General features: G+C 30.3%; 28 protein-coding genes. 12 read left to right on the top strand and 16 right to left on the bottom strand.

The genetic code is table 11. From position 1 onward, the window contains the following. The first annotated feature begins 7 nt into the window (after positions 1–7). Positions 8–439: a hypothetical protein gene (locus BN2409_RS10445; RefSeq protein ID WP_053956577.1), complete on the top strand. Its 432-nt coding sequence runs from the start codon at positions 8–10 to the stop codon at positions 437–439. Positions 440–452: 13 nt separating this feature from the next. Here the strand turns inward: BN2409_RS10445 and BN2409_RS10440 are convergent, their stop codons facing one another. After that, positions 453–737 carry a hypothetical protein gene (locus tag BN2409_RS10440; protein ID WP_053956576.1) on the bottom strand — a complete coding sequence of 95 codons (285 nt, stop codon included), beginning with the start codon at positions 735–737 and terminating at the stop codon, positions 453–455. Between the two features lie 148 nt (positions 738–885). On the opposite strand from BN2409_RS10440, the gene BN2409_RS10435 reads away from it, so the two are divergent. Continuing rightward, complete coding sequence (locus BN2409_RS10435; protein ID WP_053956575.1) at positions 886–1,617, top strand: hypothetical protein; 732 nt, start codon at positions 886–888, stop codon at positions 1,615–1,617. A 43-nt stretch (positions 1,618–1,660) separates the two neighbouring features. Here the strand turns inward: BN2409_RS10435 and aroQ are convergent, their stop codons facing one another. The 9 genes from aroQ to hisS form a co-directional block, all read right to left on the bottom strand. Continuing rightward, the gene (gene aroQ / locus BN2409_RS10430) at positions 1,661–2,092 is read right to left on the bottom strand and encodes a type II 3-dehydroquinate dehydratase (protein ID WP_053956574.1); all 432 of its coding nucleotides are present in this window, start codon (positions 2,090–2,092) and stop codon (positions 1,661–1,663) included. Next, complete coding sequence (locus BN2409_RS10425) at positions 2,089–2,592, bottom strand: shikimate kinase (protein WP_053956573.1); 504 nt, start codon at positions 2,590–2,592, stop codon at positions 2,089–2,091. The genes aroQ and BN2409_RS10425 overlap by 4 nt, the downstream gene beginning before the upstream one ends. Continuing rightward, a complete protein-coding gene (aroE, locus tag BN2409_RS10420; protein ID WP_053956572.1) occupies positions 2,589–3,401 on the bottom strand; it encodes a shikimate dehydrogenase in 813 nt (270 codons plus the stop codon). Before aroE ends, BN2409_RS10425 begins: the two co-directional genes overlap by 4 nt. An 8-nt stretch (positions 3,402–3,409) precedes the next feature. Further along, positions 3,410–3,679: a chorismate mutase gene (locus BN2409_RS10415; protein WP_053956571.1), complete on the bottom strand. Its 270-nt coding sequence runs from the start codon at positions 3,677–3,679 to the stop codon at positions 3,410–3,412. Then, on the bottom strand, positions 3,667–4,761 hold the full coding sequence (aroC, locus tag BN2409_RS10410; RefSeq protein WP_053956570.1) for a chorismate synthase: 1,095 nt from the start codon (positions 4,759–4,761) through the stop codon (positions 3,667–3,669). The genes BN2409_RS10415 and aroC overlap by 13 nt, the downstream gene beginning before the upstream one ends. Next, the gene (aroA, locus tag BN2409_RS10405) at positions 4,754–6,031 is read right to left on the bottom strand and encodes a 3-phosphoshikimate 1-carboxyvinyltransferase (RefSeq protein ID WP_053957715.1); all 1,278 of its coding nucleotides are present in this window, start codon (positions 6,029–6,031) and stop codon (positions 4,754–4,756) included. The genes aroC and aroA overlap by 8 nt, the downstream gene beginning before the upstream one ends. Positions 6,032–6,044: 13 nt before the next feature. Continuing rightward, positions 6,045–7,103, bottom strand: coding sequence for a 3-dehydroquinate synthase (gene aroB / locus BN2409_RS10400; protein WP_053956569.1), 1,059 nt, complete (start codon positions 7,101–7,103; stop codon positions 6,045–6,047). Positions 7,104–7,163: 60 nt separating this feature from the next. Further along, a complete protein-coding gene (locus tag BN2409_RS10395; RefSeq protein ID WP_053957714.1) occupies positions 7,164–7,883 on the bottom strand; it encodes a pseudouridine synthase in 720 nt (239 codons plus the stop codon). 100 nt (positions 7,884–7,983) lie between these two features. Next, entirely contained in the window at positions 7,984–9,306 is a 1,323-nt protein-coding gene (hisS, locus tag BN2409_RS10390) for a histidine--tRNA ligase (RefSeq protein WP_053956568.1), read from the bottom strand. A 359-nt stretch (positions 9,307–9,665) separates the two neighbouring features. On the opposite strand from hisS, the gene BN2409_RS10385 reads away from it, so the two are divergent. Beyond that, complete coding sequence (locus BN2409_RS10385) at positions 9,666–10,763, top strand: S-layer homology domain-containing protein (RefSeq protein ID WP_053956567.1); 1,098 nt, start codon at positions 9,666–9,668, stop codon at positions 10,761–10,763. Positions 10,764–10,798: 35 nt separating this feature from the next. Next, positions 10,799–11,953, top strand: a complete 1,155-nt coding sequence (locus BN2409_RS10380) for an Athe_2463 domain-containing protein (protein WP_053956566.1) — start codon at positions 10,799–10,801, stop codon at positions 11,951–11,953. A 101-nt stretch (positions 11,954–12,054) separates the two neighbouring features. Here the strand turns inward: BN2409_RS10380 and BN2409_RS10375 are convergent, their stop codons facing one another. Next, positions 12,055–12,936 (bottom strand): Rpn family recombination-promoting nuclease/putative transposase, encoded by an 882-nt coding sequence (locus tag BN2409_RS10375; protein WP_053956565.1) that lies wholly within the window; start codon positions 12,934–12,936, stop codon positions 12,055–12,057. 200 nt (positions 12,937–13,136) lie between these two features. Here BN2409_RS10375 and BN2409_RS10370 point away from each other — a divergent pair, with 200 nt between their 5' ends. After that, on the top strand, positions 13,137–14,342 hold the full coding sequence (locus BN2409_RS10370; protein WP_053956564.1) for an S-layer homology domain-containing protein: 1,206 nt from the start codon (positions 13,137–13,139) through the stop codon (positions 14,340–14,342). 245 nt (positions 14,343–14,587) lie between these two features. Here the strand turns inward: BN2409_RS10370 and BN2409_RS10365 are convergent, their stop codons facing one another. Continuing rightward, complete coding sequence (locus tag BN2409_RS10365) at positions 14,588–15,481, bottom strand: Rpn family recombination-promoting nuclease/putative transposase (protein WP_053956563.1); 894 nt, start codon at positions 15,479–15,481, stop codon at positions 14,588–14,590. A 200-nt stretch (positions 15,482–15,681) separates the two neighbouring features. On the opposite strand from BN2409_RS10365, the gene BN2409_RS10360 reads away from it, so the two are divergent. Both BN2409_RS10360 and BN2409_RS10355 read left to right on the top strand, forming a co-directional pair. Next, complete coding sequence (locus BN2409_RS10360) at positions 15,682–16,782, top strand: S-layer homology domain-containing protein (protein WP_053956562.1); 1,101 nt, start codon at positions 15,682–15,684, stop codon at positions 16,780–16,782. A 35-nt stretch (positions 16,783–16,817) separates the two neighbouring features. Then, complete coding sequence (locus tag BN2409_RS10355) at positions 16,818–17,321, top strand: hypothetical protein (protein ID WP_053956561.1); 504 nt, start codon at positions 16,818–16,820, stop codon at positions 17,319–17,321. 158 nt (positions 17,322–17,479) lie between these two features. Here the strand turns inward: BN2409_RS10355 and BN2409_RS17245 are convergent, their stop codons facing one another. Further along, complete coding sequence (locus BN2409_RS17245) at positions 17,480–17,638, bottom strand: hypothetical protein (RefSeq protein ID WP_199873001.1); 159 nt, start codon at positions 17,636–17,638, stop codon at positions 17,480–17,482. Positions 17,639–17,815: 177 nt separating this feature from the next. Between BN2409_RS17245 and BN2409_RS10350 the strand changes: the two genes are divergently transcribed. The 3 genes from BN2409_RS10350 to BN2409_RS10340 all read left to right on the top strand — a co-directional run bounded on the left by BN2409_RS10350 (position 17,816) and on the right by BN2409_RS10340 (position 21,969). Further along, the gene (locus BN2409_RS10350; RefSeq protein WP_053956560.1) at positions 17,816–18,433 is read left to right on the top strand and encodes a TetR/AcrR family transcriptional regulator; all 618 of its coding nucleotides are present in this window, start codon (positions 17,816–17,818) and stop codon (positions 18,431–18,433) included. Positions 18,434–18,497: 64 nt separating this feature from the next. Beyond that, the gene (locus BN2409_RS10345) at positions 18,498–20,249 is read left to right on the top strand and encodes an ABC transporter ATP-binding protein (RefSeq protein ID WP_053956559.1); all 1,752 of its coding nucleotides are present in this window, start codon (positions 18,498–18,500) and stop codon (positions 20,247–20,249) included. Beyond that, a complete protein-coding gene (locus BN2409_RS10340) occupies positions 20,242–21,969 on the top strand; it encodes an ABC transporter ATP-binding protein (protein WP_053956558.1) in 1,728 nt (575 codons plus the stop codon). Before BN2409_RS10345 ends, BN2409_RS10340 begins: the two co-directional genes overlap by 8 nt. Positions 21,970–22,044: 75 nt before the next feature. Here the strand turns inward: BN2409_RS10340 and BN2409_RS10335 are convergent, their stop codons facing one another. Both BN2409_RS10335 and pssA read right to left on the bottom strand, forming a co-directional pair. Continuing rightward, the gene (locus BN2409_RS10335; protein ID WP_053957713.1) at positions 22,045–23,382 is read right to left on the bottom strand and encodes an RsmF rRNA methyltransferase first C-terminal domain-containing protein; all 1,338 of its coding nucleotides are present in this window, start codon (positions 23,380–23,382) and stop codon (positions 22,045–22,047) included. 74 nt (positions 23,383–23,456) lie between these two features. Beyond that, positions 23,457–23,969: a CDP-diacylglycerol--serine O-phosphatidyltransferase gene (gene pssA, locus BN2409_RS10330; RefSeq protein ID WP_053957712.1), complete on the bottom strand. Its 513-nt coding sequence runs from the start codon at positions 23,967–23,969 to the stop codon at positions 23,457–23,459. A gap of 315 nt (positions 23,970–24,284) precedes the next feature. Between pssA and fba the strand changes: the two genes are divergently transcribed. Both fba and BN2409_RS10320 read left to right on the top strand, forming a co-directional pair. Beyond that, complete coding sequence (gene fba / locus BN2409_RS10325; RefSeq protein ID WP_053956557.1) at positions 24,285–25,217, top strand: class II fructose-1,6-bisphosphate aldolase; 933 nt, start codon at positions 24,285–24,287, stop codon at positions 25,215–25,217. Between the two features lie 47 nt (positions 25,218–25,264). After that, positions 25,265–25,648, top strand: coding sequence for an NUDIX hydrolase (locus BN2409_RS10320; RefSeq protein ID WP_053956556.1), 384 nt, complete (start codon positions 25,265–25,267; stop codon positions 25,646–25,648). Between the two features lie 22 nt (positions 25,649–25,670). Here BN2409_RS10320 and BN2409_RS10315 read toward each other — a convergent pair whose 3' ends face one another. Then, positions 25,671–26,189 carry a peptidylprolyl isomerase gene (locus tag BN2409_RS10315; RefSeq protein ID WP_053956555.1) on the bottom strand — a complete coding sequence of 173 codons (519 nt, stop codon included), beginning with the start codon at positions 26,187–26,189 and terminating at the stop codon, positions 25,671–25,673. Positions 26,190–26,204 lie beyond the last annotated feature (15 nt).

Below are 26,204 nucleotides of genomic sequence, written 5' to 3'. Positions count from 1 at the left end.
TTGATATATGTGGGAAAAATGTAAAGATGTATTATATGAAACCAGTGATTTGCTTTTAGCACTAGTGATTATACTTTTTATGTCTACTGTAATCACTTGGAAAGTTACAGATTCCTTAGCTTATTCAAACGAAGAAAATGTAGAAAAAGAATCTATAAAAACAGAGCAATCCGCTGATGTAGATGTATCACCTAAAAAAACTACTGAAAAGACTCCTGAAAAAATCTCTACTTTACATATTAACATTCCAAATGGAACTTTTGGAATGGGCATTGCGCAAATATTAAAAGAAAATGGCTTAATTGATGATCCTCAAGAATTTATTAATCAAGTAACAAAATTAGGTATGGATTCTAAACTCAAATCAGGTGAATTTGACATTCCATCTAACAGCTCTTTAGATGACATTATTTATATTATTACAGGAAGTAAAAAATAGGCTAAATATTAGCCTATTTTTCATTTAAGAAATCCATCACTTTTTCAAGTTTCTTTTTTTGTTCTTCATCTAAAAAATCTTTTAATTGATTTAATGCTTCCATTTGTTTTTGATATTTTTTAGTATTTTGCATCATACTATCTTTTAATTTTTTCAATTCCTCTAACATATCTTCTTCATTTGTATCTTTATATTTTTCAGATAGTCCTTGCATCATTTTCATCTGCTCATCTGTAGGTTTTATATTACCCATATTTTTTATTAATTTTTCCATCTTACCTTTATCAAAGGGATTCATTTATGCACCTCCATATTTAAATTCTTATTCTCCATTCAATCTATGATGATTTTTATACATTTATTACAATCAAATCTTTTTCATTTTAGTCACACTATTTTTTATAGAGCATATGATAGAGTAAGATTTGATTTTTAGGAGGCAGAATATGAATGAACTGATTCCTACTCAAAAAAAAGAGAGTTTTGTACCTGAAGAAGAACTAAGTATTTCTAGTTTTCCATTTTTAAACAACAATATTTTTATGTTTATGATTCCATTTTTTCTTTTTATTTTTCTAAAAAACAGAAATTTTTCTCCTGCACTAAATGTAACCCATTACGAAAAACCAAAACTTCCTGCTTTAAACGAAAATACTTTAGATCGAGTTTATCATCTTTTAGAAAATCTAAAAAAAGCTAGTCATTTACATGATCTTAAAAAAAATATGTCCCACTCTCCATCTTCTTCTATGAAACGTAATCTTACTATGTTTAAAGAAGTACTTAATATTTTGGGTGACTCTATGGATGAAAACAGCAAAACAAATCTTGAAAATATACAAAATGTCATATCTATGGTAGATAAGATGAAAGATGTAAAAAATGTCATGAAAATAAAAAAAGCAGTACAATCTGGTGGAGAAGATCTTTCTGCTCAAGTCAATAATATTATTGAAGCTATAGGACCTATGTTACCTAATGATCAAGCTAAGAATTTAGACAATTTCAAAAAAATTGCACAAATGATGAAACTTATGTCTTTATTTGATGGAAACGAAGATAAAAAAGATGAGATCTCTAATGAAAATGAAATACCAGTACTTACAGAAAATACACAAACAGAAACACTTGAAGTACTAGAAGAAAAAGATATTCTACCCATAGAAGACGAACAATAATATATTAAAATTTCTTATGTTCCTAACGCATTAAAAAGGATAGTTATTTAACTATCCTTTTTAATGCCATCATAGCAAGTACATAACCATATATACCCATTCCACATATTTGCCCTACACAAGCTGGAGCTGTAACAGATATCTTTCTATAATCTTCTCTTTGATGAATGTTTGAAATATGAACTTCTATAGCTTTTATATTTACCGCTTTTAATGCATCATAAATTGCAATGCTATAATGAGTGTATGCTGCTGGATTAATAATGATTCCATCATACTTTTGATAAGCTCCTTGAATATAATTAATGATGTCGCCTTCTATATTGCTTTGAACAATCCCTATGTCTATATCCATTTTATCTGCTTCTGTATACAAATATGTACATAAATCTTCATAAGTGGTTTCTCCATAAACTTCTTTTTCTCTGATCCCTAAAAAATTTATATTGGGACCGTTAATAATTAGTATTTTCATTTTTCCAACTCCCAAAGTACTAATATTTTTTCTATTACACCTTCTAATGTATTATCATTTTTCACTTGATAATCACAATATTTTATGTATAAAGAATATCTTTCTTCATACAATTGATATATCTTTTCTTTTCCTTCCTTTAATAAAGGTCTGGTATTTGTATTTATATCTTCAATAATATGATCAATAGGCCGATCAATAAAAAAAACAACTCCATTTTCTTTTAAATGATCTATATTCTCATGAAATTTTACGACTCCTCCTCCTGTAGAGATGACCATATCTTTCTTTTGACTCATTTCTTTAACTGCCTTTTTTTCTATTTCTCTAAAAAACATTTCTCCATTTAGAAAAATTTCTTGGATTGTCTTCTTTTCTATTTTTTCTATATACTCATCTATATCAATAAATTCTTTGTTGATTTTTTTTGAAAGAATTCTTCCTATGGTACTTTTTCCACACCCTGGCATGCCTATTAAAACCATATTTTTTTTATTCATACCATCACCGACTTTATTTTCTCATAAATTTCATTTCTTTCTTTTTCTGAAAAAGTCATATGATTCCAAATCTCTTGGGATTTCATAGCTTGTCCAACTAACATATATAATCCATTTACTGCTTTTACATTATTTTTATTTGCATAACTTAAAAAAAGGGTTTCATATGGATTATAAATGAGATCTATTGCAGTATGAAATTTTACAATAATATTTTCTTTCACTGGAGAAACATCTATCTTTGGATACATTCCACAAGGAGTACAATTGATAATCATATCTTTTGACTCTAAATTTTCTAATTCATCATAAGAGATAACAAAAACCTCTTTATGTGCTTGAAAAACCTTTTGTGGTGTTCTACTCACCATAATAATTTCTTCTATTCCTTTATCTAAAAGATACTGAATCACTCCATGAGCCGCTCCGCCGCTTCCTAATATTACAGCAGACTTTCCTGCTACATCTATATCATAATGTGTAAGCATCATTCCAAATCCATAATAATCTGTATTGTATCCGATCATCTTATTATTTTCAAAAGAAATAGTATTGACGGCACCTATTTTTTTTGCTTCCTCTCCTATCTCATCTAAATTCTTCATTACCTCTATTTTATATGGAATCGTTACATTTACTCCTTTTATTCCTAACGCCAACAGTCCTTGCAGTGCTTTTTTTATATCTTCTCTTTTTACTTCAAACAAATGATAATGTCCTTTTTTCTTTACTTTTTCAAAAATATTTTCATGAATCATTGGAGAAAAGCTATGACATAAAGTCTCTCCTAAAAGTCCATAAAGCTCCATTTCATCACCTATTCTTTTTCTAAAATTTTTTCCTTTTGTATACTTTTGCTAATATCCATCAAATTTTTTAGAAATTCTTTTGCCCATTTTTCATAATAGGAGTCCTTTAGATAAAGCATATTTTTACGAATAACCTCTTCTTCTCTTTTTACATGAAATATAGGAATATGATTTTCTTTTTTGTATGCAGCAATTTTTAGAACAATGTTCATTCTTTCTTCAAATAATTTTACAAGTTCTTCATCAATTCGATCAATTTCTTTTCTTAAATCCTCCATACATGATCCTCCATCATCAAATCTAATATAGCTAAAGCTGCCATAGCTTCTACTACTGGAATCACTCTTGGCACAATACATGGATCGTGTCTTCCTTCTATTTGTATTTTTGAATTTTTCATAGTTTCTATATTAATACTTCTTTGAATTTTTCCAATAGAAGGTGTCGGCTTACATGCTACCTTAAATACGATAGGCATGCCACTGCTAATTCCCCCTAAAATCCCCCCATTATGATTAGTATGAGTCTTGACTTGTTCATCTTTTATATAGAATTCATCATTTCCATTTTCCCCTGTCATCAAACTCATTTTAAATCCTTCTCCAAATTCTACTCCCTTAATTCCTGGAATAGAAAAAAGAAGCTGAGATAATTTACTTTCTATAGAGTCAAAAAATGGAGATCCTATACCCGTAGGAACATTGATGATCCCTGTTTCTATGATTCCTCCAATAGAATTTGATTCCTTTTTTACATTTAAAATCAAATTCTTCATATCTTCTCTTTTGGAATCATTCAGTACTGGAAAACTTTCTTTTGCAAGCTTTTGTAATAAATCTTTTGAAATATCTACATAATCAAAAGAATCATCTTCTACATTTCCAATTCCTTTGATATGACTTCCAATAAAAATATTTTTTGTATTTAAAATTTGTTTGGCAATGGCTCCTGCAAAAACAATAGAGGCTGTAATCCTTCCTGAAAAATGCCCTCCTCCTCTATAATCATTAAAACCTTTATATTTTATATAACCTGTATAATCTCCATGAGAAGGACGCATAATAGATTTTGTTTTTTCATAGTCTTTTGACTTTTGATCTTTATTATAAATGATAGCACAAATAGAGGTTCCTGTAGTTTTTTCATTAAAATAGCCACTTAAAATTTCTACTTCATCTTTTTCTTGTCTAGGAGTTGAAAAATCACTTTTCCCTGGTGCTCTTCTTTGTAATTCTTCTTTTATTTTTTTCATATCTAATGATATCCCTGGAAATATTCCATCTATGACTACTCCAATGGCTTTTCCATGAGACTCACCAAATATAGAAATTTTTATATTCTTTCCCCACATACTACTCATGAATTTTTCCTCCTAACCTCTTAAAATCCTCCCAAAATTCAGGATAAGATTTTTTCACTGCATGACTATTTTTGATTACAACAGGATGCTTACATCTTATAGATACAATCCCCAGTGCCATGGCAATACGATGATCATTCCAGCTATCTACTTCTCCACCTATAAGACTCTCTTTTCCTACAATTTCAAGACCATCTTCAAATTCTTTGACACAACCTCCTAATTTATTTAATTCTGTTGCCATTGCCTTTAGACGATCTGATTCTTTTATACGAAGCCTTTTTGCATTGACTATTTTGGTTGTTCCTTTGCTAAGAGAAGCCAGTACACAAATAGCTGGAACAAGATCCGGACATTGAGATACATCGATTGTGATCCCATGTGTTTTGGATGCTTTTGTAACAATATCATTCCCCTCTACAAAGATTTCTCCTCCCATTTTTTTTATGATATCTATGATTGCTTTATCTCCTTGTAAAGAATCGATTAAAAGATCCATACACCTTATATTTCCTCCTAATATTCCTGCAACCATAAAAAAAGCTCCTTGAGAAAAATCTCCCTCTACTTTATATGTACTAGGCTTAAATTCTTGATTTCCTTGAATCCAATAGTCCTTTTTATCTTTTTTTATATCCACTCCGAATTGACTCATCATTTGAATGGTCAAATCTATATATGATTTTGATTCTAATGAAGTAGTTACAATAATCTTGGAATCTTCTTTGAGTAATGGTAAAGCAAATAAAAGTCCTGTAATAAATTGAGAACTAACATCTCCTCTTACTTTAAAAATATCTCCTTTTAAATTTCCTTTTATCGTTAATGGTAATTTCCCATTATCCGTATCATATTTTATATCCTGCTTTTCAAATATTTTATAATACTCATGAAGTGGACGCTCCATCAATTTTCCTCTTCCTGTAAAAGTCATTTCATCCTTTGTCAAAATCCCTATAGGAATTAAAAATCTCAAAGTAGATCCAGATTCTTTACAATCAATCTTATTTTTTTTACATATTATCTTTTTTGCCCCTTCAATCCTTATAGAATAAGTTTTATCGTCATCCATTCTTTTGTTTACTTTTGCTCCTAAAGCTTCTACTCCTTCTAAGGTTGCCAAAATATCATCCGAAAGAGAAACATGGGTAATCAAACTTTCTTCATGGGCTAAAGCTGCACATATAATAGCTCTATGGCTCATACTCTTTGAGGGAGGAATTTTTACCTTTCCATTTAAAACAGAAGGAAGTATCTTTATCGTATCCATTGGTTCATCTCCTTTAAAGATATGCATGCATTTCTTCTTCCTTTATATTTTGAATAAAGCTTTCTCCAATTTCTTTTAATAAAATAATATAGATAGATTTTTCTTTTCTTTTCTTGTCTACTCCAATATGCTTTATCATATTTTCTTTTTCCATCAATGGCATTTCAAAAGGAAGATCATATTTTTTGAGTACTTTTACTAATTCACCAAATGTGCCCATCTTTGTTATTCCCAATTCTTCACTTCTTTTTGTAATATGAGCCATTCCCATAGCTACTCCTTCTCCATGGGTATATGTAGTATAATCAAAATATTTTTCTATTGCATGACCAATCGTATGTCCAAAATTTAAAAGCATTCTTTCTCCATGATCTTTTTCATCTCTTTGTACAATTTCTTTTTTTATTGTACAACATTTATAAATAATAGACTCTAAATTCTTATATAAGTCTTGTTGAGTACCTTCTAAAAGATCATAAAATAAAGTTTTATCTTTAATACATGCATATTTTATCACTTCTGCCATTCCATCATTAAAAAATCTTGGATCTAATGTTTTTAATACCTCTGGATCAATAAAAACTGCTTCTGGATGATAAAAGCTTCCTATTAAATTTTTTCCCCTTTCTAAATTAACAGCCACCTTTCCTCCTATACTACTATCTATTTGTGCAAGTAAAGAGGTAGGAATTTGTATAAAAGAAATTCCTCTTAAAAAAGTAGCTGCTGCAAACCCTCCTACATCTCCTACGACTCCTCCTCCCAAAATAATCATCACATCATCTCTTGTCATTTGAAAGTCTAGTAAATTTTCATAAATACTCATCAAAGTATCTATAGATTTGCTTTTTTCTCCAGGAGGGATAGAAATGACTTTTACTAAAAAATCATTTTTCAAAAGATTATTTTTGAGATTTTCTCCATAAATTTTTTCTACATGATAATCTGTTAGAATGGTTATCTTTTTTTTTGAATATCTTTTTTTCATCTCAATCCCAATATTTTCAAATAATCCATTTTGAATATAAATAGGATATTGATGATGAATCAAATTGATTTCTAGATTATACATTTTTCCCCCGCCTTTTTTGAAAAAAAGAAGACTACTAAAGAATCTTCTTTTTAAAATATTTTATCTATTTTTTAATTTTTCTAATTCTTCTTCTGTAAGCTCTTTATATTCTCCTAATTCTAAATCTTCATCTAAATATAACTCTCCCATAGATATTCTTTTTAAATAAGTTACTTTTTTACCCACAGCCTCAAACATTCTTTTTACTTGATGAAATTTACCCTCTACAATAGTTAATTCAATTTCAGAGGTATCATCACTTTTTAAAATGTTAAGCTTTGCAGGTAAAGTTTTGTATCCATCATCTAATATCACTCCTTTTTCAAAGGAGTCTATATCCTTTTGGTTTACTACTCCATCAATACATGCAAAATAAGTTTTAGGTACATGTTTTTTAGGAGACAGTAGTTCATGAGATAACTTTCCATCATTTGTAAGAATAAGTAACCCTTCTGTATCTTTATCTAATCTTCCAACAGGAAAAGGATCAAATATTTGATGCATTGGCTCAAGTAAATCAATTACTGTCTCGTCCTTGTGATCAAATGTTGCAGATACTACTCCTTGAGGTTTATTCATCATAATATATATATATTCTCTATACTCTAGCACTTCTCCATCTACCTCTATTGTATTTTCATTAGGACTTACATGGATGCTGCTACTTTTTACCACTTCTCCATCTACTTTAATTCGTCCATCTTTAATCATATATTTGACTTCTTTTCTTGTTCCATAGCCCATATTGCCTAATATTTTATCTATTCTTTGGGTTTTCATCCACATCGCTCCTATTTTACATTCTTGTTTTTGATTTTGACCATAAATTCTATTTTTATCCATACTCCAATGAAATTATACCATATTATTCATCATCTCTTTATCTCTTATTCAAAACCTCAATTATTTCTTTCATAGAGAATTTATTCTGACTACCCGTCTTCATATCTTTTAATGTAAAAAATCCTGTTTCTACTTCTTCTTTTCCTACTAAAACAATATATGAAACTTCCAGCTTATTGGCATAATTAAGCTTTTTACCAAGCTTATTTTCTTCTAGATATAATTCACTTCTCACTTTTTTATTTCTTAACTCATTCACCAAATGGATAGATTCATTTATATATTCTGTATCCATTGGAACTACAATGACTTGTGAAGTTGTCGAACTACTATCCATCTTAAGAAGATTGGCTTCTTTTAGCTGATAAAATAAGCGAGTCAGTCCTATAGAGATTCCAACTCCTGATAATTTTTCTGTAGTATAATTCTGAGCCAAATCATCATATCTTCCTCCAGAACATATAGATCCTATATTTAAATAGTCATTCAACATGGTCTCATATACTGTTCCAGTATAATAATCTAGTCCTCTTGCAATCTTTAGATTGATATTATAAAACTCTTTTGGAACTTTAAAACAACCTATATAATAAACTACTTTTTCAAGCTCATTCAATCCTTCTTGAAACAACTCATTTTCTACTCCTAAATTTTTTAGTTTTGTCAATATTTCATTATTATCGCCATTTATTTTGATAAATTTTAATAACTTTTCAATCACTTCATTTTCTATGCAAAGTAACTTAAGCTCCTCCTTCACTTGATCTTCTCCTATTTTATCTAATTTATCTATTGTTCTGAGTACCTCTTCTTTATTCTTGATTTTTAGATATTCAAAATAACCATTTAAAAGCTTTCTATTATTGATATATATGGTAAATGAATCAATATCTAATTCTTTAAATACAGAATAGATAATACTTGGAATTTCTGCATCATTGATAATATTTAATTTCCCACGATTGATAATGTCTATATCACATTGATAAAATTCACGAAAGCGACCCTTTTGATTTCTCTCTCCTCTAAATACCTTTCCGATTTGATACCTTCTAAGAGGAAAAGTTAGATCCTGACTATACTGAGAAACATACCTAGCAAAGGGTACCGTCAAATCAAATCGAAGGGAAATATCATTTTTCCCTTTATTAAATCTATAAATCTGCTTTGTTGTCTCTCCTCCCCCTTTCGCAAGGAGTATCTCTGATTTTTCTATAATAGGTGTATCCATTGGAATAAATCCAAACCCTTCATAATTATTTTTAATCGTATCTAGTATTTTATTAAATAATATTTGATCTGATGGAAGCAACTCCATAAAGCCTGGTAATATAGATGGTTTTACAATTTGATTTTTCATACAATCTCCTCCTATTTTCAAAAAATTAAAAAACCCATATAGGCTAAAACCTATATGGGCAAGTCCGTTTAATCCAATAAAGACATTCACCACCATAGATACTTAGCCTACCAAAACATGAATAGACCTGTATCTATGGATCTCCATAGGAACAAGTCTCTAACGGTGATGATGATGTAATGCATTGTATTGGATATAGATATTCATAATAAAAATCTCCTTTTTATTTACATAATGATTATATGATTTGATTCTAGCATATAAAAAAATAGTTATCAAGGGTTAATATATTGATCTTTATTGATTTATACATAATTTTACAATATACTAATTTTATAACCAAGAAAAGAGGGATATAAATGAAAAAAATAATCAAAAAATCTTTATGTACTTTACTCACAACTTGTTTGATAGGAATCACCTTACTTCATCCCATACAAGTTGATGCACAAGAAAGCGATTGGGCTAAGCCTTATATCGATGACTTAAAGAAAAATCTTGATTTATCAGAAAGTTTAATCGACCCTGCTAAGTTCCAAACCAATATTACAAGAGAAGAATTTGCAGAATTAGCAGTACTATTATTTGCTAAAGCAAAAGGAATCGACGTAAAAGACATGGATTCAAAAGAACCATTCACCGATACTGATAATCCATATGTAGGAAAGGCTTTCAACGCAAAAATTCTTAAAGGGTTTAGTGATACAGAGTTCAGACCAAAAGCCCATATCACTCGTGAACAAATTGCAGTAATGTTAACACAAGAACTTGAAGGTTTAGGAGAAAAAGGTACTAAAACAGCTCCTCCTGCTAATTTTAGCGATATGTATGCAGTAAGCGATTGGGCAAAATTCGGTATCAACTATATTACAAAAGATTATATTATGAATGGTGTTGAAGGAAATAGAATCAACCCGCAAGGAACTACTACACGTGAACAAGCTATGACATTACTTGACCGTTTGGCAATTGTAAAAGGATATTTCCCAAAAACTGAAACTACACCAGAGGTAAAACCACCAGAACAAGAAATACCACCAGTTCCAGAAAACCCAGTATCAATTTTCGATCAAACAAGAGAAGAAGTTGCAAGAATTGATAGGTTTATTACAGTGGACGGTTATCAAGTACCAAGTGATTATAAAAAAGATATGTCAGTAAGAGTAATTAATAGAAAAGACTGTGCTGAAATAAATCTTTTACTAGGTCACTTCAACGCTACTGACAAACCTAACTATAATTTAGGTATGCTTGATAAATTTACAGCAATAATGAGAGAAAATGGCGTTGAAGAACAACATATACAAAAGGTTAAAGGTGATTTAGAAAAATCTATAAATGCATCAATGTATAAAGAATTTATAGGTGGTTATCATTACTCAGTTCATCAACCTAATGGTTTAAATGTAAAAGTTACTGTTACTGATGGAGTTCATATAATGCTATCTAGAAACTAAGTTATAGAATATCTCATCTTAAAAGGAGGATTCATATGTTAAAAAGAATTTTAGGTTTAGTATTAGTAATAAATTTAATTTTATTGAGTATTATTCCTAGTTTTGCATTAGATGATACATCAGGATTTGACCCAAAAGTATTTTTAGATGCAAATAAGCATTTAACATTTTCAGAATTAATGGTTAATATAGATAATTTATTAACTCCAGAAAATAAAAAAGCTGTTTTCAAGTATATAGAAACATCTGGAAAATCTTTAGATCAATTAAAAGATGATTATGATGACAATTGGAGAGAATTTATAACAGATATATATATTGAAAATGGAGAGAGTATTATAGAAGGTATCAGACCTGCTAATATGTATGAACTCCAAAGAAAATGGATTAAAACATATAATGAAACAGCAGTAGAAAAAAAGAGTAAAAGTGCAGATAAAATGATCGAAGAAACAAATGATTTTATTGAAGATTATTTTAATTTAAAAGATTATAATGTATGCACTGTACTAGGTTTAGGACAAGGACAAAAATATATAAGAAAAGTAATAGAAACTTATGATAGTAAAGGAAATTTTGTTACTACAAGTTTAAACACTCAACTTTTTATGGATGCACTAAATAGGTATGACATTCTAAACGGAGAGATCGCACAACAAACTTATCCGATGTTCATATATGGAGAACCATGGGAATTTGATTCAAAAACTGGAAGGTTTAGATACTTAGGAGTAAATGAAACTTTAATTCCAATAACAAATCCTAACTTCCGTAATGATGAAAATAGTAACCATAAGTTTGATGATAAATCAAAACGTTTATTTGTAGAAAGATTTTGGTTAGAAGATTATGATGAAATGTTTGGTAGCAGTAAAAATGTAGATCGTAATTTATGGAGAGAATCTCGAATAGATAAATGGGTAAAATACTTAGACACTAATGGCAAAGATGACTTCGCAAGAGATATATTAAACGCAGCAGTTATTAAAGGAATGAAAGATTATTGGGGACAAGGTAAACATAATAGGTTATCACAAAAATTTGGTGAGCAAGGAACAGATTATCAAGACTTCTTACCTTATGTACATATTTTCGTTCCACCTTCACTATATTCATTCGGAATGGGTATGACTGTAACACAAGTAGCAGGGTCTAAATCCTTATGCACCACTACCTACTTTATGGTATAAATATCCATACTGATCAAATTCTTTTATCTATAGATTATTTCATTTCTACATCAATGCATTTTAATAAATATCAAAAAAGAATTCATCCCAAAGGATAAATTCTAATTAGTGTACTTCCTTTTTATATTCTCTATATCTTCCTTGGTAAATCCTGAAGCTTTTATAATTTTTTCTATATCTACTCCAACTAATAATAAATTTTTTACTAACTCAACTTTACCTTCTTGTCTCCCTTTTTCTATTCCTTCTTCTCTAGCTACTTTGATCCTTGTCATTTGGTCATGAATTTCTGCTTCTCTTGCTTCATATGCCATTCTTGCTTTTTCATCTTTACTAATTACTTGAAGTATATCATATGCTTTTTTTATATCTTTATTTTTACGAGAAAGCATTTCCATCACCTCCCTAGATTGCGTATCTATAAATTCCATCCATTGAGTTATTGCTTCATTTTCATCTTTTATGATATTCCTATTTTCAAGTTTTGGTAGTTCTAAATAATGAATCTCAAGTACATCTGTCAATCTATATCCTGTTTCATCTTCTATTATGTGATAACTTGTATGTATTTTATCTAATGGAATACATTCAAAATCTATTATATTAATGGTTATACATTTTTTAAGTTTATCATAAGTATCTCCTGATTTTATTTGATTCGTGTACATCTTTGACCAATAATATGCCGTTCTTTCTGCCATGTATTTCGTTGCTAACACTTGAATCTCTATATCAATTTCTTTCCCATTTTTTGTCTTTCCTCTTACATCTAGTATTCCTTTTTTATCTTCTGCAAATTCACGTGGTAATTCATTATTAATAATCTTTAAATCTTCAAATTCATTAGATGGTACTTTTAATATTGCAATTAATAACGCTTTTAACAAGTCCATGTTTTTAGGATCTCCAAATAAAAGCTTAAATGCGAAATCTATTTTAGGTGACATGATGAAATTATCATCCACCACTTTTTTCTTATGCATTCATATCACTTCCTATTGAATTATTATTCATTCTATTCTTACTATTATTTTATCAGAAAGAATAATTTTATTCCAATACTTTCTCTCTTGCTTTTTAATAAATTGATATATTCACTCACGTCAACGTTTTATGGAACTTTATTGATTTATACATAATTTTACAATATACTAATTTTATAACCAGGAAAAGAGGGATATAAATGAAAAAAATAATCAAAAAATCTTTATGTACTTTACTCACAACTTGTTTGGTAGGAATCACCTTACTTCATCCCATACAAGTGAATGCACTGATAAGTGATTGGGCGAAGCCTTATATTGATGACTTGAAGAAAAATCTTGATTTATCAGAAAGTTTAATCGACCCTGCTAAATTCCAAGATAATATCACAAGAGAAGAATTTGCAGAATTAGCAGTACTATTATTCGCTAAAGCAAAAGGAATCGACGTAAAAGACATGGATTCAAAAGAACCTTTTATAGATACTGATAATCCATATGTAGGAAAGGCTTTCAACGCTAAAATTCTTAGTGGTACTAGCCCTACTACATTCGACCCAAAAGCAAATATCACACGTGAACAAATCGCAGTAATGTTAACACAAGAACTTGAAGGTTTAGGAGAAAAAGGTACTAAAACAGCCCCTCCTGCTAATTTCAGTGATATGTATGCAGTAAGCGATTGGGCAAAATTTGGTATCAATTATATTACAAAAGATTATATTATGAATGGTGTTGAAGGAAATAGAATCAACCCACAAGGAACTACTACACGTGAACAAGCTATGACACTAATTGACCGTTTGGCAATCGTAAAAGGGTATTTCCCAAAAACTGAAACTACTCCAGAGGTAAAACCTCCAGAACAAGAAAAACCTCCTGTACCAGAAATACCAGTATCAATTTTCGATCAAACAAGAGAAGAAGTCGCAAGAATTGATAGGTTTATGAATTATGAAGCTCCAAATGTTCTCTCAGAAAAAGAAAAATTAGAAGCAATGATCAATGAAACAAATTTTAGTAGTAAAACAAATTATTTTGTATGGGTAGATACCAATAAATATAAGACTTATATTTTTGAAAGAAAAAATAAAAATTGGAATCTTTCTAAAATAATGCCCTGTACAGACGGAAAAGCATCCACACCAACTGTAAGAGGTAATTTTGAAATTTGTGGCAGATCTCCATGGATAACTTCTTATAATGGAAAAGTAAAAGCCAAATATAAAGTAAGATTTTTTCAAAATTATTATTTTCATTCTATTTTATTTGATTCTAATGGGGAAAATATTATCGATTCAAGACTTGGTGAATCTCTTTCTCGTGGGTGTATCAGACTTAGTGTAGATGATGCAAAGTGGATATATGATCATATCAAGGATGGTACAAAAGTATATGTAAATTAAAAAACAAGGAAGTTATAACCCGATCCTAAACAAATAAAAGACTATGAGGAATGATATCTAAATTCAATCGCTGTCATTCCTTTTTACTTTCTCTAAAGTATCTGGTTCCATATTCAATACACTTTCATTCAATTTATGGAATATATATCCATTTTCATCAAATTCTTTTATCTATAGATTATTTCATTTCTATATCAATGCATTTTAATAAATATCAAAAAAGAATTCATCCCAAAGGATAAATTCTAATTAGTGTACTTCCTTTTTATATTCTCTATATCTTCCTTAGTAAATCCCGAAGCTTTTATAATTTTTTCTATATCTACTCCAACTAATAATAAATTTTTTACTAACTCAACTTTACCTTCTTGTCTGCCTTCTTGTCTCCCTTTTTCTATTCCTTCTTCTCTAGCTACTTTGATCCTTGTCATTTGGTCATGAATTTCTGCTTCTCTTGCTTCATATGCCATTCTTGCTTTTTCATCTTTACTAATTACTTGAAGTATATCATATGCTTTTTTTATATCTTTATTTTTGCGAGAAAGCATTTCCATCACCTCCCTAGATTGCGTATCTATAAATTCCATCCATTGAGTTATTGCTTCATTTTCATCTTTTATGATATTCCTATTTTCAAGTTTTGGTAGTTCTAAATAATGAATCTCAAGTACATCTGTCAATCTATATCCTGTTTCATCTTCTATTATGTGATAACTTGTATGTATTTTATCTAATGGAATACATTCAAAATCTATTATATTAATGGTTATACATTTTTTAAGTTTATCATAAGTATCTCCTGATTTTATTTGATTCGTGTACATCTTTGACCAATAATATGCCGTTCTTTCTGCCATGTATTTCGTTGCTAACACTTGAATCTCTATATCAATTTCTTTCCCATTTTTTGTCTTTCCTCTTACATCTAGTATTCCTTTTTTATCTTCTGCAAATTCACGTGGTAATTCATTATTAATAATCTTTAAATCTTCAAATTCATTAGATGGTACTTTTAATATTGCAATTAATAACGCTTTTAACAAGTCCATGTTTTTAGGATCTCCAAATAAAAGCTTAAATGCGAAATCTATTTTAGGTGACATGATGAAATTATCATCCACCACTTTTTTCTTATGCATTCATATCACTTCCTATTGAATTATTATTCATTCTATTCTTACTATTATTTTATCAGAAAGAATAATTTTATTCCAATACTTTCTCTCTTGCTTTTTAATAAATTGATATATTCACTCACGTCAACGTTTTATGGAACTTTATTGATTTATACATAATTTTACAATATACTAATTTTATAACCAAGAAAAGAGGGATATAAATGAAAAAAATAATCAAAAAATCTTTATGTACTTTACTCACAACTTGTTTGGTAGGAATCACCTTACTTCATCCCATACAAGTGAATGCACTGATAAGTGATTGGGCGAAGCCTTATATTGATGACTTAAAGAAAAATCTTGATTTATCAGAAAGTTTAATCGACCCTGCTAAGTTCCAAAACAATATTACAAGAGAAGAATTTGCAGAACTAGCAGTACTATTATTCGCTAAAGCAAAAGGAATCGACGTAAAAGACATGGATTCAAAAGAACCATTCACCGATACAGATAATCCATATGTAGGAAAGGCTTTCAACGCAAAAATTCTTAGTGGTACTAGCCCTACTACATTCGACCCAAAAGCAAATATCACTCGTGAACAAATCGCAGTAATGTTAACACAAGAACTTGAAGGTTTAGGAGAAAAAGGTACTAAAACAGCTCCTCCTGCTAATTTCAGTGATATGCACTTAGTAAATGATTGGGCAAAATTCGGTATCAACTATATTACTAAAGATTATATTATGAATGGTGTTGAAGGAAATAGAATCAACCCACAAGGAACTACTACACGTGAACAAGCTATGACATTAATTGACCGTTTAGCAATCGTAAAAGGATATTTCCCAAAAACTGAAACTACACCAGAGGTAAAACCTCCAGAACAAGAAATACCTCCTGTACCAGAAAAACCAGTATCAATTTTCGATCAAACAAGAGAAGAAGTCGCAAGAATTGACAGGTTTATTACAGTAGATGGTTATCAAGTACCAAGTGATTATAAAAAAGATATGTCAGTAAGAGTAATTAATAGAAAAGACTGTGCTGAAATAAATCTTTTATTAGGTCACTTCAACGCTACTAACAAACCTAATTATAATTTAGGTATGCTTGATAAATTTACAGCAATAATGAGAGAAAATGGTGTTGAGGAAAAACATTTACAAAAGATTAAAGGTGATTTAGAGGTTGATATTACAGGAAATCACAATAAGGGCAGATTTGTAGGTGGTTACCATTATTCAGTTCATCAACCTAATGGTTTAAATGTCAAAGTTACTGTTACTGATGGAGTTCATATAATGCTATCTAGAAATTAAGTTATAGAATATCTCATCTTAAAAGGAGGATTCATATGTTAAAAAGAATTTTAGGTTTAGTATTAGTAATAAATTTAATTTTATTGAGTATTATTCCTAGTTTTGCATTAGATGATACATCAGGGTTTGACCCAAAAGTATTTTTAGATGCAAATAAGCATTTAACATTTTCAGAGTTAATGGTTAATATAGATAATTTATTAACTCCAGAAAATAAAAAAGCTGTTTTCAAGTATATAGAAACATCTGGAAAATCTTTAGATCAACTAAAAAATGATTATGATGACAACTGGAGAGAATTTATAACAGATATGTATATTGAAAATGGAGAAAGCATTATAGAAGGTATCAGACCTGCTAACATGTATGAACTCCAAAGGAAATGGATTAAAACATATAACGAGACAGCAGTCGAAAAGAAGATTAAAAGTGCAGATAAAATGATCGAAGAGTCAAACAAGTTTATTGAAGATTATTTTGACTTAAAAGATTATAATATATGCACTGTACTAGGTTTAGGTCAAGGACAATGCCTGTAACATAAGTTACAGGTTCTAAGCTATGATGCACCACTACTTACTTTATGGTATAAATATCCATACTGATCAAATTCTTTTATCTATAGATTATTTCATTTCTATATCAATGCATTTTAATAAATATGAAAAAAGAATTCATCCCAAAGAACAAATTCTAATTAGTGTACTTTCTTTTCTATATTCTCTATATCTTCCTTAGTAAATCCTGCAGCTTTTATAATTTTTTCTATATCTACTCCAACTAATAATAAATTTTTTACTAACTCTACTTTACCTTCTTCTATTCCTTCTTCTCTAGCTACTTTGATCCTTGTCATTTGGTCATGAATTTCTGCTTCTCTTGCTTTTTAATAAATTTATATATTCACTCCCGTCACGCATTTATTTTTCTCTATTGATTTAAACAATTTCTTAATTGCAATTGACTTTTAATATCATTTGTAATAAAATAACATTGTTATATAACGATGTTATTTTATTTTGGAGGTGGTATTTTGGCAAGACCGTTCTCAGAAAATTACGATGATGTAATGAAATATGCAAAGGAAGAATTTTTACAAAAGGGATTTAAAGATGCTTCTTTAAGAAATATCGCACAAAAAGCTAGGGTTACAACTGGACTCATATACTCACGTTTTTCAAACAAAGAGGAATTATTTTCTGCCGTGGTATCTCCTGTACTTGACAAATTTAACAAAAGTTTTTTTGAATCTCTAGAAGATTTTAACCAAAAGGAAGTGTACGAAGAAATTGAAATAAGAAAAGATTATTCAACGGGAGAGCTATTTTGTATGATTGAATACATATATGAACATTTTGATATTTTTAAAATTCTCGTTACAGGCTCTGACGGAACAAAGTATAAGTATTTCATAGACAAAATGGTTGAATTAGAGGAAGAATACACCAAACTCTATATCAAAAAAACTGGAAACGACTGTTATGAGAAAGGTAGACTTTCAGATGAATTACTTCATATTTTGACAACTGCATTTTTTAACGGTGTATTCGAAGTTGTAAAACACCATATGCCAAAAGATCAAGCTATTGTGTATATAACTCAATTAAACGAGTTCTATAATTACGGTTGGAAGAACATATTTAAAGAATAAAAAAGGCAAAATCTCTTTTTAAACCCACATAAAGTTAACATAAACTAATAAAGGAGGAGTTTAAATGAAAACTAAAAAAGAAAGTCCACTATCCTTTATAGGACAATTTGCAAAACCTTACAAAAGCGGTTTTGCTGTAGCTATTTTACTTGCCATTTTAGGTGTTATGGGTGGTATGATACCTTATTTTGCAGTAGCTAAAATTATTACTGGATTAGTAGCAGGTATTGCAATAAAAGATTTTTATATGAAATGGGTACTTATTGCTTTTATGGGCTATATTATAAAAGTTTTAGGTGCCAATTTGTCTACAGGTAAATCTCACGAAATGACCTTTACAGTTTTAAAAGACATAAGAAAAAGATTAATGCAAAAATTAGAAAAAGTTCCTATGGGTTTACTGTTAGATACTCCTTCGGGTAGACTTAAAAACATTATTGTCGACCTTGTAGAAAGGCTTGAAACCACTTTTGCACACCTTATCCCTGAAATGACTGCTAATATTTTAGGGCCACTATTTTTACTTATGTATTTATTTTATCTAGATTGGCGAATGGCACTTATTTCTCTGATCACACTTCCTGTTGGAATGGCGTTTATGGGAGTTGTAATGAAAACTTATCCCATTCAATACGAAAAATCTGTAAAAATCGGAAAAGAAATGAATGATGCAATCGTAGAATATATAGGGGGAATTGAAGTCATAAAAGCTTTCAGTCAAAGTGCAAGCTCTTATGACAAATATTCCTCTTCCGTAACTAACAATGCTTCTTTTTATTATAATTGGATGACAATTTGTATGTGGCCAATTTCCGCAATGCGTATCATATGTCCTGCCGTTCTTGTGACGGTACTTCCTATCGGATTTTTATTTTATTCATCAGGAAGTCTTACAGGCCTTGAGTTTATAAGTATTATAATTGTTTCAATGAGTATAATAGATCCCATCATCAATGCAATGGATTATGTAGATAGTTTAGCTATAGGAGAAACTACAATAAATATGGTAAAAGAAATACTTTCTTGGGAAGAACTAAAAAGACCTGCTAAAAGCAAAGAAATAAAATCAAACCATATAGAATTTAAAAACGTAGGATTTTCCTATCACGAAAAAGACTTATTAGTTGTAAACAATATATCCCTTACTATTCCTCAAAATTCCTTTACCGCATTTGTAGGTCCATCTGGCTCTGGCAAATCCACTCTTGCAAAATTACTTGCAGGATTTTGGGATGTGACAGAGGGTAAAATTACAATCGGAGGTATTGACTTAAAAGATATATCTCAAAAAGATTTGGCGAATAAAATAGCATATGTATCACAGGACAATTTTTTATTTGATGATACGATCATGAATAACATTCGCACAGGCAATCCCTACGCAACAGATCAAGAAGTTTATCAAGCTGCAAAATCAGCAGGATGTGATTTTATAGATCAGTTACCTAATAAGTACAATACAATAGTAGGAGGAAAAGGCGGTCATCTTTCTGGAGGAGAAAGACAAAGAATTGCTATAGCAAGAGCAATTCTTAAAAATGCACCTATTATTATTCTTGACGAAGCAACGGCATATATCGATCCGGAAAATGAGGCGATTATTCAGCGTTCAATCAATCAGCTTGTAAAAGGAAAGACCCTTATAGTCATAGCTCACAGATTATCAACTATCACTTCTGCCAATCAAATAGCACTTATCAATAATGGTAACCTTGAAATGACAGGAACACATGAGGAACTTTTGCAGAAATCAGAACTTTATAAATCCATGTGGACTGCACATATTGGAGGAAAGGATGGCGATATAAATGATTAATGTAATAAAAGAGATTTGGCGATTCTCAGAATCAGGAAAAAATAATATTCGCAAATCTATCCTATTGGGATTTATTCGTGCAATTTTTAATAGCCTTTCAATCGGAGCAGTATTTGTAGTCATCAAAGCCATCCTATCAAATAATACAAATAAACAAACGTCCCTTTACGCACTAGGACTTATGCTTATAAGCATTATAGGTCAGATTATCATTCAATATTTTTGGCAGCTACAAATGACACATATAGGTTACTTTATGGTAGCTGAAAAAAGAGTTTCAATAGGCGACAGATTAAGAGTAATGCCTATGGGATATTTCAATAAAAATTCTGTCGGAGATATTACGGGGGTTGCAACAACAGTATCAAGTGATTTGGAAAATTCAGCACCCCGAATACTTATTTTGATGTTAGGTGGACTTTTTAATACCCTTGTATTTTCATTAAGCATTTTGTTCTATGATTATAGAATAGGACTTATAGTATTGGCAGGAATCATTGTTTATCTTTTTGCAACATCAGTTACCGAAAAGAAATCAAGATATGCTTCTGTAGATAGGCAAACTGCACAGTCCAATCTTCTTGAAAGTGTACTTGAAGCAATACAAGGAATGACAGTAATAAAAGCATTTCATTTGACAGATAGACAAAGCAGTAAGGTGAACAAGGCTATTGATGACAGTTGCAAATATAATATAGCTATGGAAAAAAGAATGCTACGCTATATGCCTATACAACAATTCACCATTGATCTTTTTGCCATCATCATGATAGTCACTTCTATAACTTTTCATTTAAACGGAAGTATGGAGCTTTTAGACTGCATAATGATGATTGTTGCCTCATTTATGATTTTTGTACCCCTTAAAAGTGCAGGAAGTGTCATAGTAGAGCTTAGAATTACAGAACATTCCATGAACAAAATAAACGAAACATTGAGTACTTCCGTAATGCAAGACGGAAATGAAACAAAAGCAAACGATTCAAGTATAGAATTTAAGAATGTAAGTTTTTCTTATGACAAAAAACAAGTGCTTGACAATATAAATCTTAAGATTCCTCAAAATACTATGACAGCAATAGTAGGTCCATCAGGCTCTGGTAAAACAACACTTTGCAATCTCATAGCAAGATTTTGGGATACGGACAGTGGAGAAGTATTTGTTGGAGGAAAAAATGTCAAGGATTACACCCTTGACAGCCTTATGGAAAATATAAGTATGGTATTTCAAAACGTATATTTGTTTGAGGATACTATTGAAAATAATATAAAATTCGGAAGTCCTCATGCAACACGCGAAGATGTAATCAAAACTGCTAAGAAAGCACAGGCACACGAATTTATATCAAACCTTCCTCAAGGGTACAATACTGTCGTTGGTGAGGGTGGAGCAAATCTATCTGGAGGGGAAAAACAAAGAATATCTATTGCAAGGGCAATGCTTAAAAACGCACCCATTATCATTTTTGATGAAGCAACCGCAAATGTAGATCCAGAAAATGAAGGCAAACTCCAAGATGCAATGGAACAGCTTACAAAAGATAAAACTGTTATCATGATCGCACATAGGTTAAAAACCGTACGAAATGCAGATCAAATCATAGTACTTAAAGATGGTAAAGTTGATGCTAAAGGTACTCATGAAGAATTGATAAAAAAATCTCCTCTTTACAAAGCCTTTGTATCCAACAGAAATGAAGTAAATAGCTGGCAAATATAATGGTCATTAAAAAATAGATCATACTAAATGATAAAAATAAAATCCAGTAAGAGCATTGACTCTTACTGGATTTTATTAATCCATCCATCTCCAAGCAGGAGGATAATAGTTCTTTAATATACTTCCTGTATGCTTTGCCCATCCTAACGGATATCCATCTACACATACTAATGTCCATCCTTTTTCCCCTTGTGTATGAAGGGTTTCTCCCTTTAAATATTTAATCACTTCAAAATCATCTTTATTAAAATTTACAACTCTTTTTGCATCCTTCATACAAAGTCCCATAGCCAACGCATGACTAGGTTCAAATCTATTTTTTTTAAATGTTCCTAAGAGCCATCCTGATCTTAATACTTTTAGCCCCTTCATATTAGGCAATCCTTTTGGAACTTTGTAAAGATTATCCTTATGGATTTGAAAATCTCCTTCTATAGAAATAGTAAGATTTTCAGTGACAAAATCATAAAACTCCTTTGGAATTTTTATTTTTTCACTTTTATAAGTATATTTTTCTTCCTCTGATGTTTTCTCCATAAAAGCTAAAAAATGTCCTTCACCCTCTACTTTATGTGGCCAAAGCCTTGCACATTTTCCAAGTTCATCTCTATTTGATATCCCTTTAGATATACCATATTTCTTTTCAATATCTATGATATGAAAATCTTCATTTTCTTCTAAAAACTCATTGATTATTTCTTCATTTTCTTCTGGTGAAAAAGTACAAGTAGAATAAACCACTCTTCCATCTCCTCTTAAAAGTTCATCTACATTTTTGATGATCTCCCTTTGTATCGGAACATAATAAGTATGATCATGCTTTTCCCAGCTTTTGATCATAGATGGATCTTTTCTAAACATTCCTTCTCCTGAACAAGGAGCATCTACCAATATTTTGTCAAAATAATATGGAAAATATTTTTTGATTTTTTCTATCGATTCGTTCATCACAATGGCATTTTTAATACCAAACAATTCTATATTTTTAATCAAAGCCTTTACTCTACTTAAGTTTATATCATTTGTAATAAGTACTCCTTCTCCTTTTAGTGCATCTGCAATTTGAACAGATTTTCCTCCTGGCGCTGCACATACATCTAATACATATTCTCCTTTATTTGGAGATAAAAAAGATACGGGTGCCATTGCACTAGGTTCTTGAATATAATAAAGCCCTGCATGATAATAAGGATGTTTTGCAGGACTTTCTTCTTCAAAATAAAATCCATCTTTACACCATGGAATAGGTTTTAGAGAAAAAGGAGAAATCTTTAAAAATTCTTCTACAGAAATTTTTAACGTATTGATTCTCAATCCTGTGAAATATTTTTTTTCATAAGAAGCTAGAAAATCTCCATATTCATCTTTTAGTAAATCCTTCATTTTATCTATAAACTTTTGAGGTAATCTCATATGTAAACTCTCCTTTTTTCTAGCATTTCCATTTTCAGACAAAAGGATACCCACCATTATAGGTGGGTTTTTTACTATCTTTTTTTGAGTCTGATCTTTTTACTAATCATAGCATAGGATAAAAATAACATAGTAATTAACAAAAAGTTTAAATTTGCTACATACTTGGTAGAATATAATGACATAAGTGCTACAAGTCCTCCACAGATGGTAATCGGAATACCTAAGTACACTCCTTCAAAATCTGTAATATTGTATCTGGCAAGTCTTATGGTCCCACAAACAACAAAAATAAGTGTTACTATAATTCCTATATCTCCTAGTTCCATTAAGTTTAAATGCCACATTAAAAGAGCAGGTGCCAATCCAAAGGAAATAAGATCACATAAAGAATCTAATTCCTTTCCAAAATCACTTACTACATCAAGCTTTCTTGCCATCTTACCATCCATTCTATCCATCATTCCTGCAATAATAATCAAAACAGCTGAGACTACATAACTTTCTTCAAATATAAAAAGAATTGACAAAATCCCTAAGATCAGATTCAAAAGTGTAAATAGATTGGGTATTTGCCTTTTATACATCACTTTTCATCCTCCTATCATTTTACACTTTTATTTTTAGTGCATGTATTTTTTTCCTTTTATCTTATTATACTATAATATTATAAGATCATAAAGTTTATATCTATCTATTTACTATTTTACCTAAAAACTTAAGAAATTCAAAGTACTTTTTGTGGTATTTTTAAATTTATTGTTATATAATTACAATTAGATAGGTTATATGGACAATAATGTACATATTTCTATTTTCTCGCTTAAATAGTATATTCTATATAACTTTTGTGTTATACTTTATATAGATATCTATCATATTTAATATAGGAGGGTTATATTATGCCATTAGTTACATCTACTCAAATGTTTAAGGATGCACAAAAAGGACAATATGCTATTGGTGCATTCAATGTAAATAATATGGAAATCATTCAAGGAATCATAGAAGCTGCAAAACAAGAGAAATCTCCTCTTATTTTACAAGTTTCTGCTGGAGCAAGAAAATATGCAAGTCCAATTTATCTTAAAAAATTAGTAGAAGCTGCTATAGAAGATAGTGGACTAGATATTGTTCTACACCTTGATCATGGAGAAGATTTTGAAATTTGTAAAGCATGTATTGATGATGGTTTTAGTTCTGTTATGATTGATGGATCTAAGTATCCATTTGAAGAAAATATCGCTGTTACTAAAAAGGTTGTAGAATATGCTCATGCAAAAGGTGTTGTAGTAGAAGCAGAACTTGGAAAACTTGCAGGAATTGAAGATGCAGTAAAAGTAAATGAAAAAGATGCAACTTTTACAGACCCAGATGAAGCTGTTGAATTTGTAGAAAGAACAGGTGTAGATTCTTTAGCTATTGCCATCGGTACAAGTCATGGCGCTTATAAATTTAAAGGAGAACCAAGATTAGACTTTGAAAGATTAGAAAAAATCACAAAACTTCTTCCAAATACACCACTTGTTTTACATGGAGCGTCTACTGTTTTACCTGAATTTGTAAAAGCTTGTAATGAATTTGGAGGAAATATCCCTGGTGCTCAAGGAGTTCCTGAAGAAATGATTAGACAAGCAGCAAATCTTGGTGTATGTAAAGTAAATATTGATACAGATTTACGACTTGCTATGACTGCTGCTGTTAGAAAATTCCTTATCGAGCATCCTGAAGAATTTGATCCTAGAAAATATCTTGGGCCTGCTAGAGATGCGATCCAAAAGATGGTACAACATAAAATTAAAAATGTTTTAGGTTCAAGCAATACATTGAAATAAATGAATAGCCAGGTTTTCCTGGCTAATTCTTTTAAGAGGTGATCAATATGCAAACTGCAGGTCTTGGTATTGTAATCAAAGAAAATAAAATTTTATTGGTTCACCGTAAATGGCATCCTATGATTTGGGGTCCCCCTGGAGGTTTTTCTGATCCTGGCGAAACCATTGAAGAAACGGTTTGTAGAGAAGTATTTGAGGAAACTGGAATAGAATGTAGAGCCTTAGAAGAAATTCATCATTTTACTTATGAAGATCAATATAGTCATTCTTATATTCGTGTTTATGCATGTGAATATATATCAGGAGAAATACAATGTAGCTTTGAAAGTACGGAAGTAAAATGGTTTACTATAGATACCCTTCCAAAACCTCTATCGCCTGAAAAAGAGGTTTTTCAAAAGGCTATAGAAATGATCAAACAAACCATATAAAAAGCTGGCATGTGCCAGCTTTTTATATGGTTTCAGGCTCTTTATATTCTTCTCCAAATAATTCTACAATTACTTTTTCCATTTTTTCTTCTTCTAATGGTTTATCTTGAAAATTCGTTCTTGCCTTTGCAATTCTATCTACTTCTTCTATTCCTTCTATAACTTTTCCAAAGGCTGCATATTCTCCATCCAAATGAGGAGAATCCTCATGCATAATAAAAAATTGTGATCCCGCTGAATCAGGATGAGCAGCTCTTGCCATAGAAATAACTCCTCTTTGATGTTTTAAAGCATTAGAAAATCCATTAGAGCTAAATTCACCTTTTATAGTATATCTTGGTCCTCCTGTTCCAATTCCTTCTGGGCATCCCCCTTGAATCATAAATCCTGGAATGACCCTGTGAAAAATGAGTCCATCATAGAAACCTTTTTGTACTAAAGATATAAAATTATTCACTGTATTTGGTGCAATTTCTGGATATAATTCTACTTTAATTTGTCCCCTATTCTCCATTTGTATGGTTACTATAGGATTTTGCATATGTAATCATCCTTT

The organism is Inediibacterium massiliense (assembly GCF_001282725.1).
GTDB lineage: Bacteria > Bacillota > Clostridia > Peptostreptococcales > Thermotaleaceae > Anaerophilus > Anaerophilus massiliensis.
The sequence above is the reverse complement of the archived record's forward strand: the minus strand, read 5'-3'. Positions and strand labels throughout refer to the sequence as shown.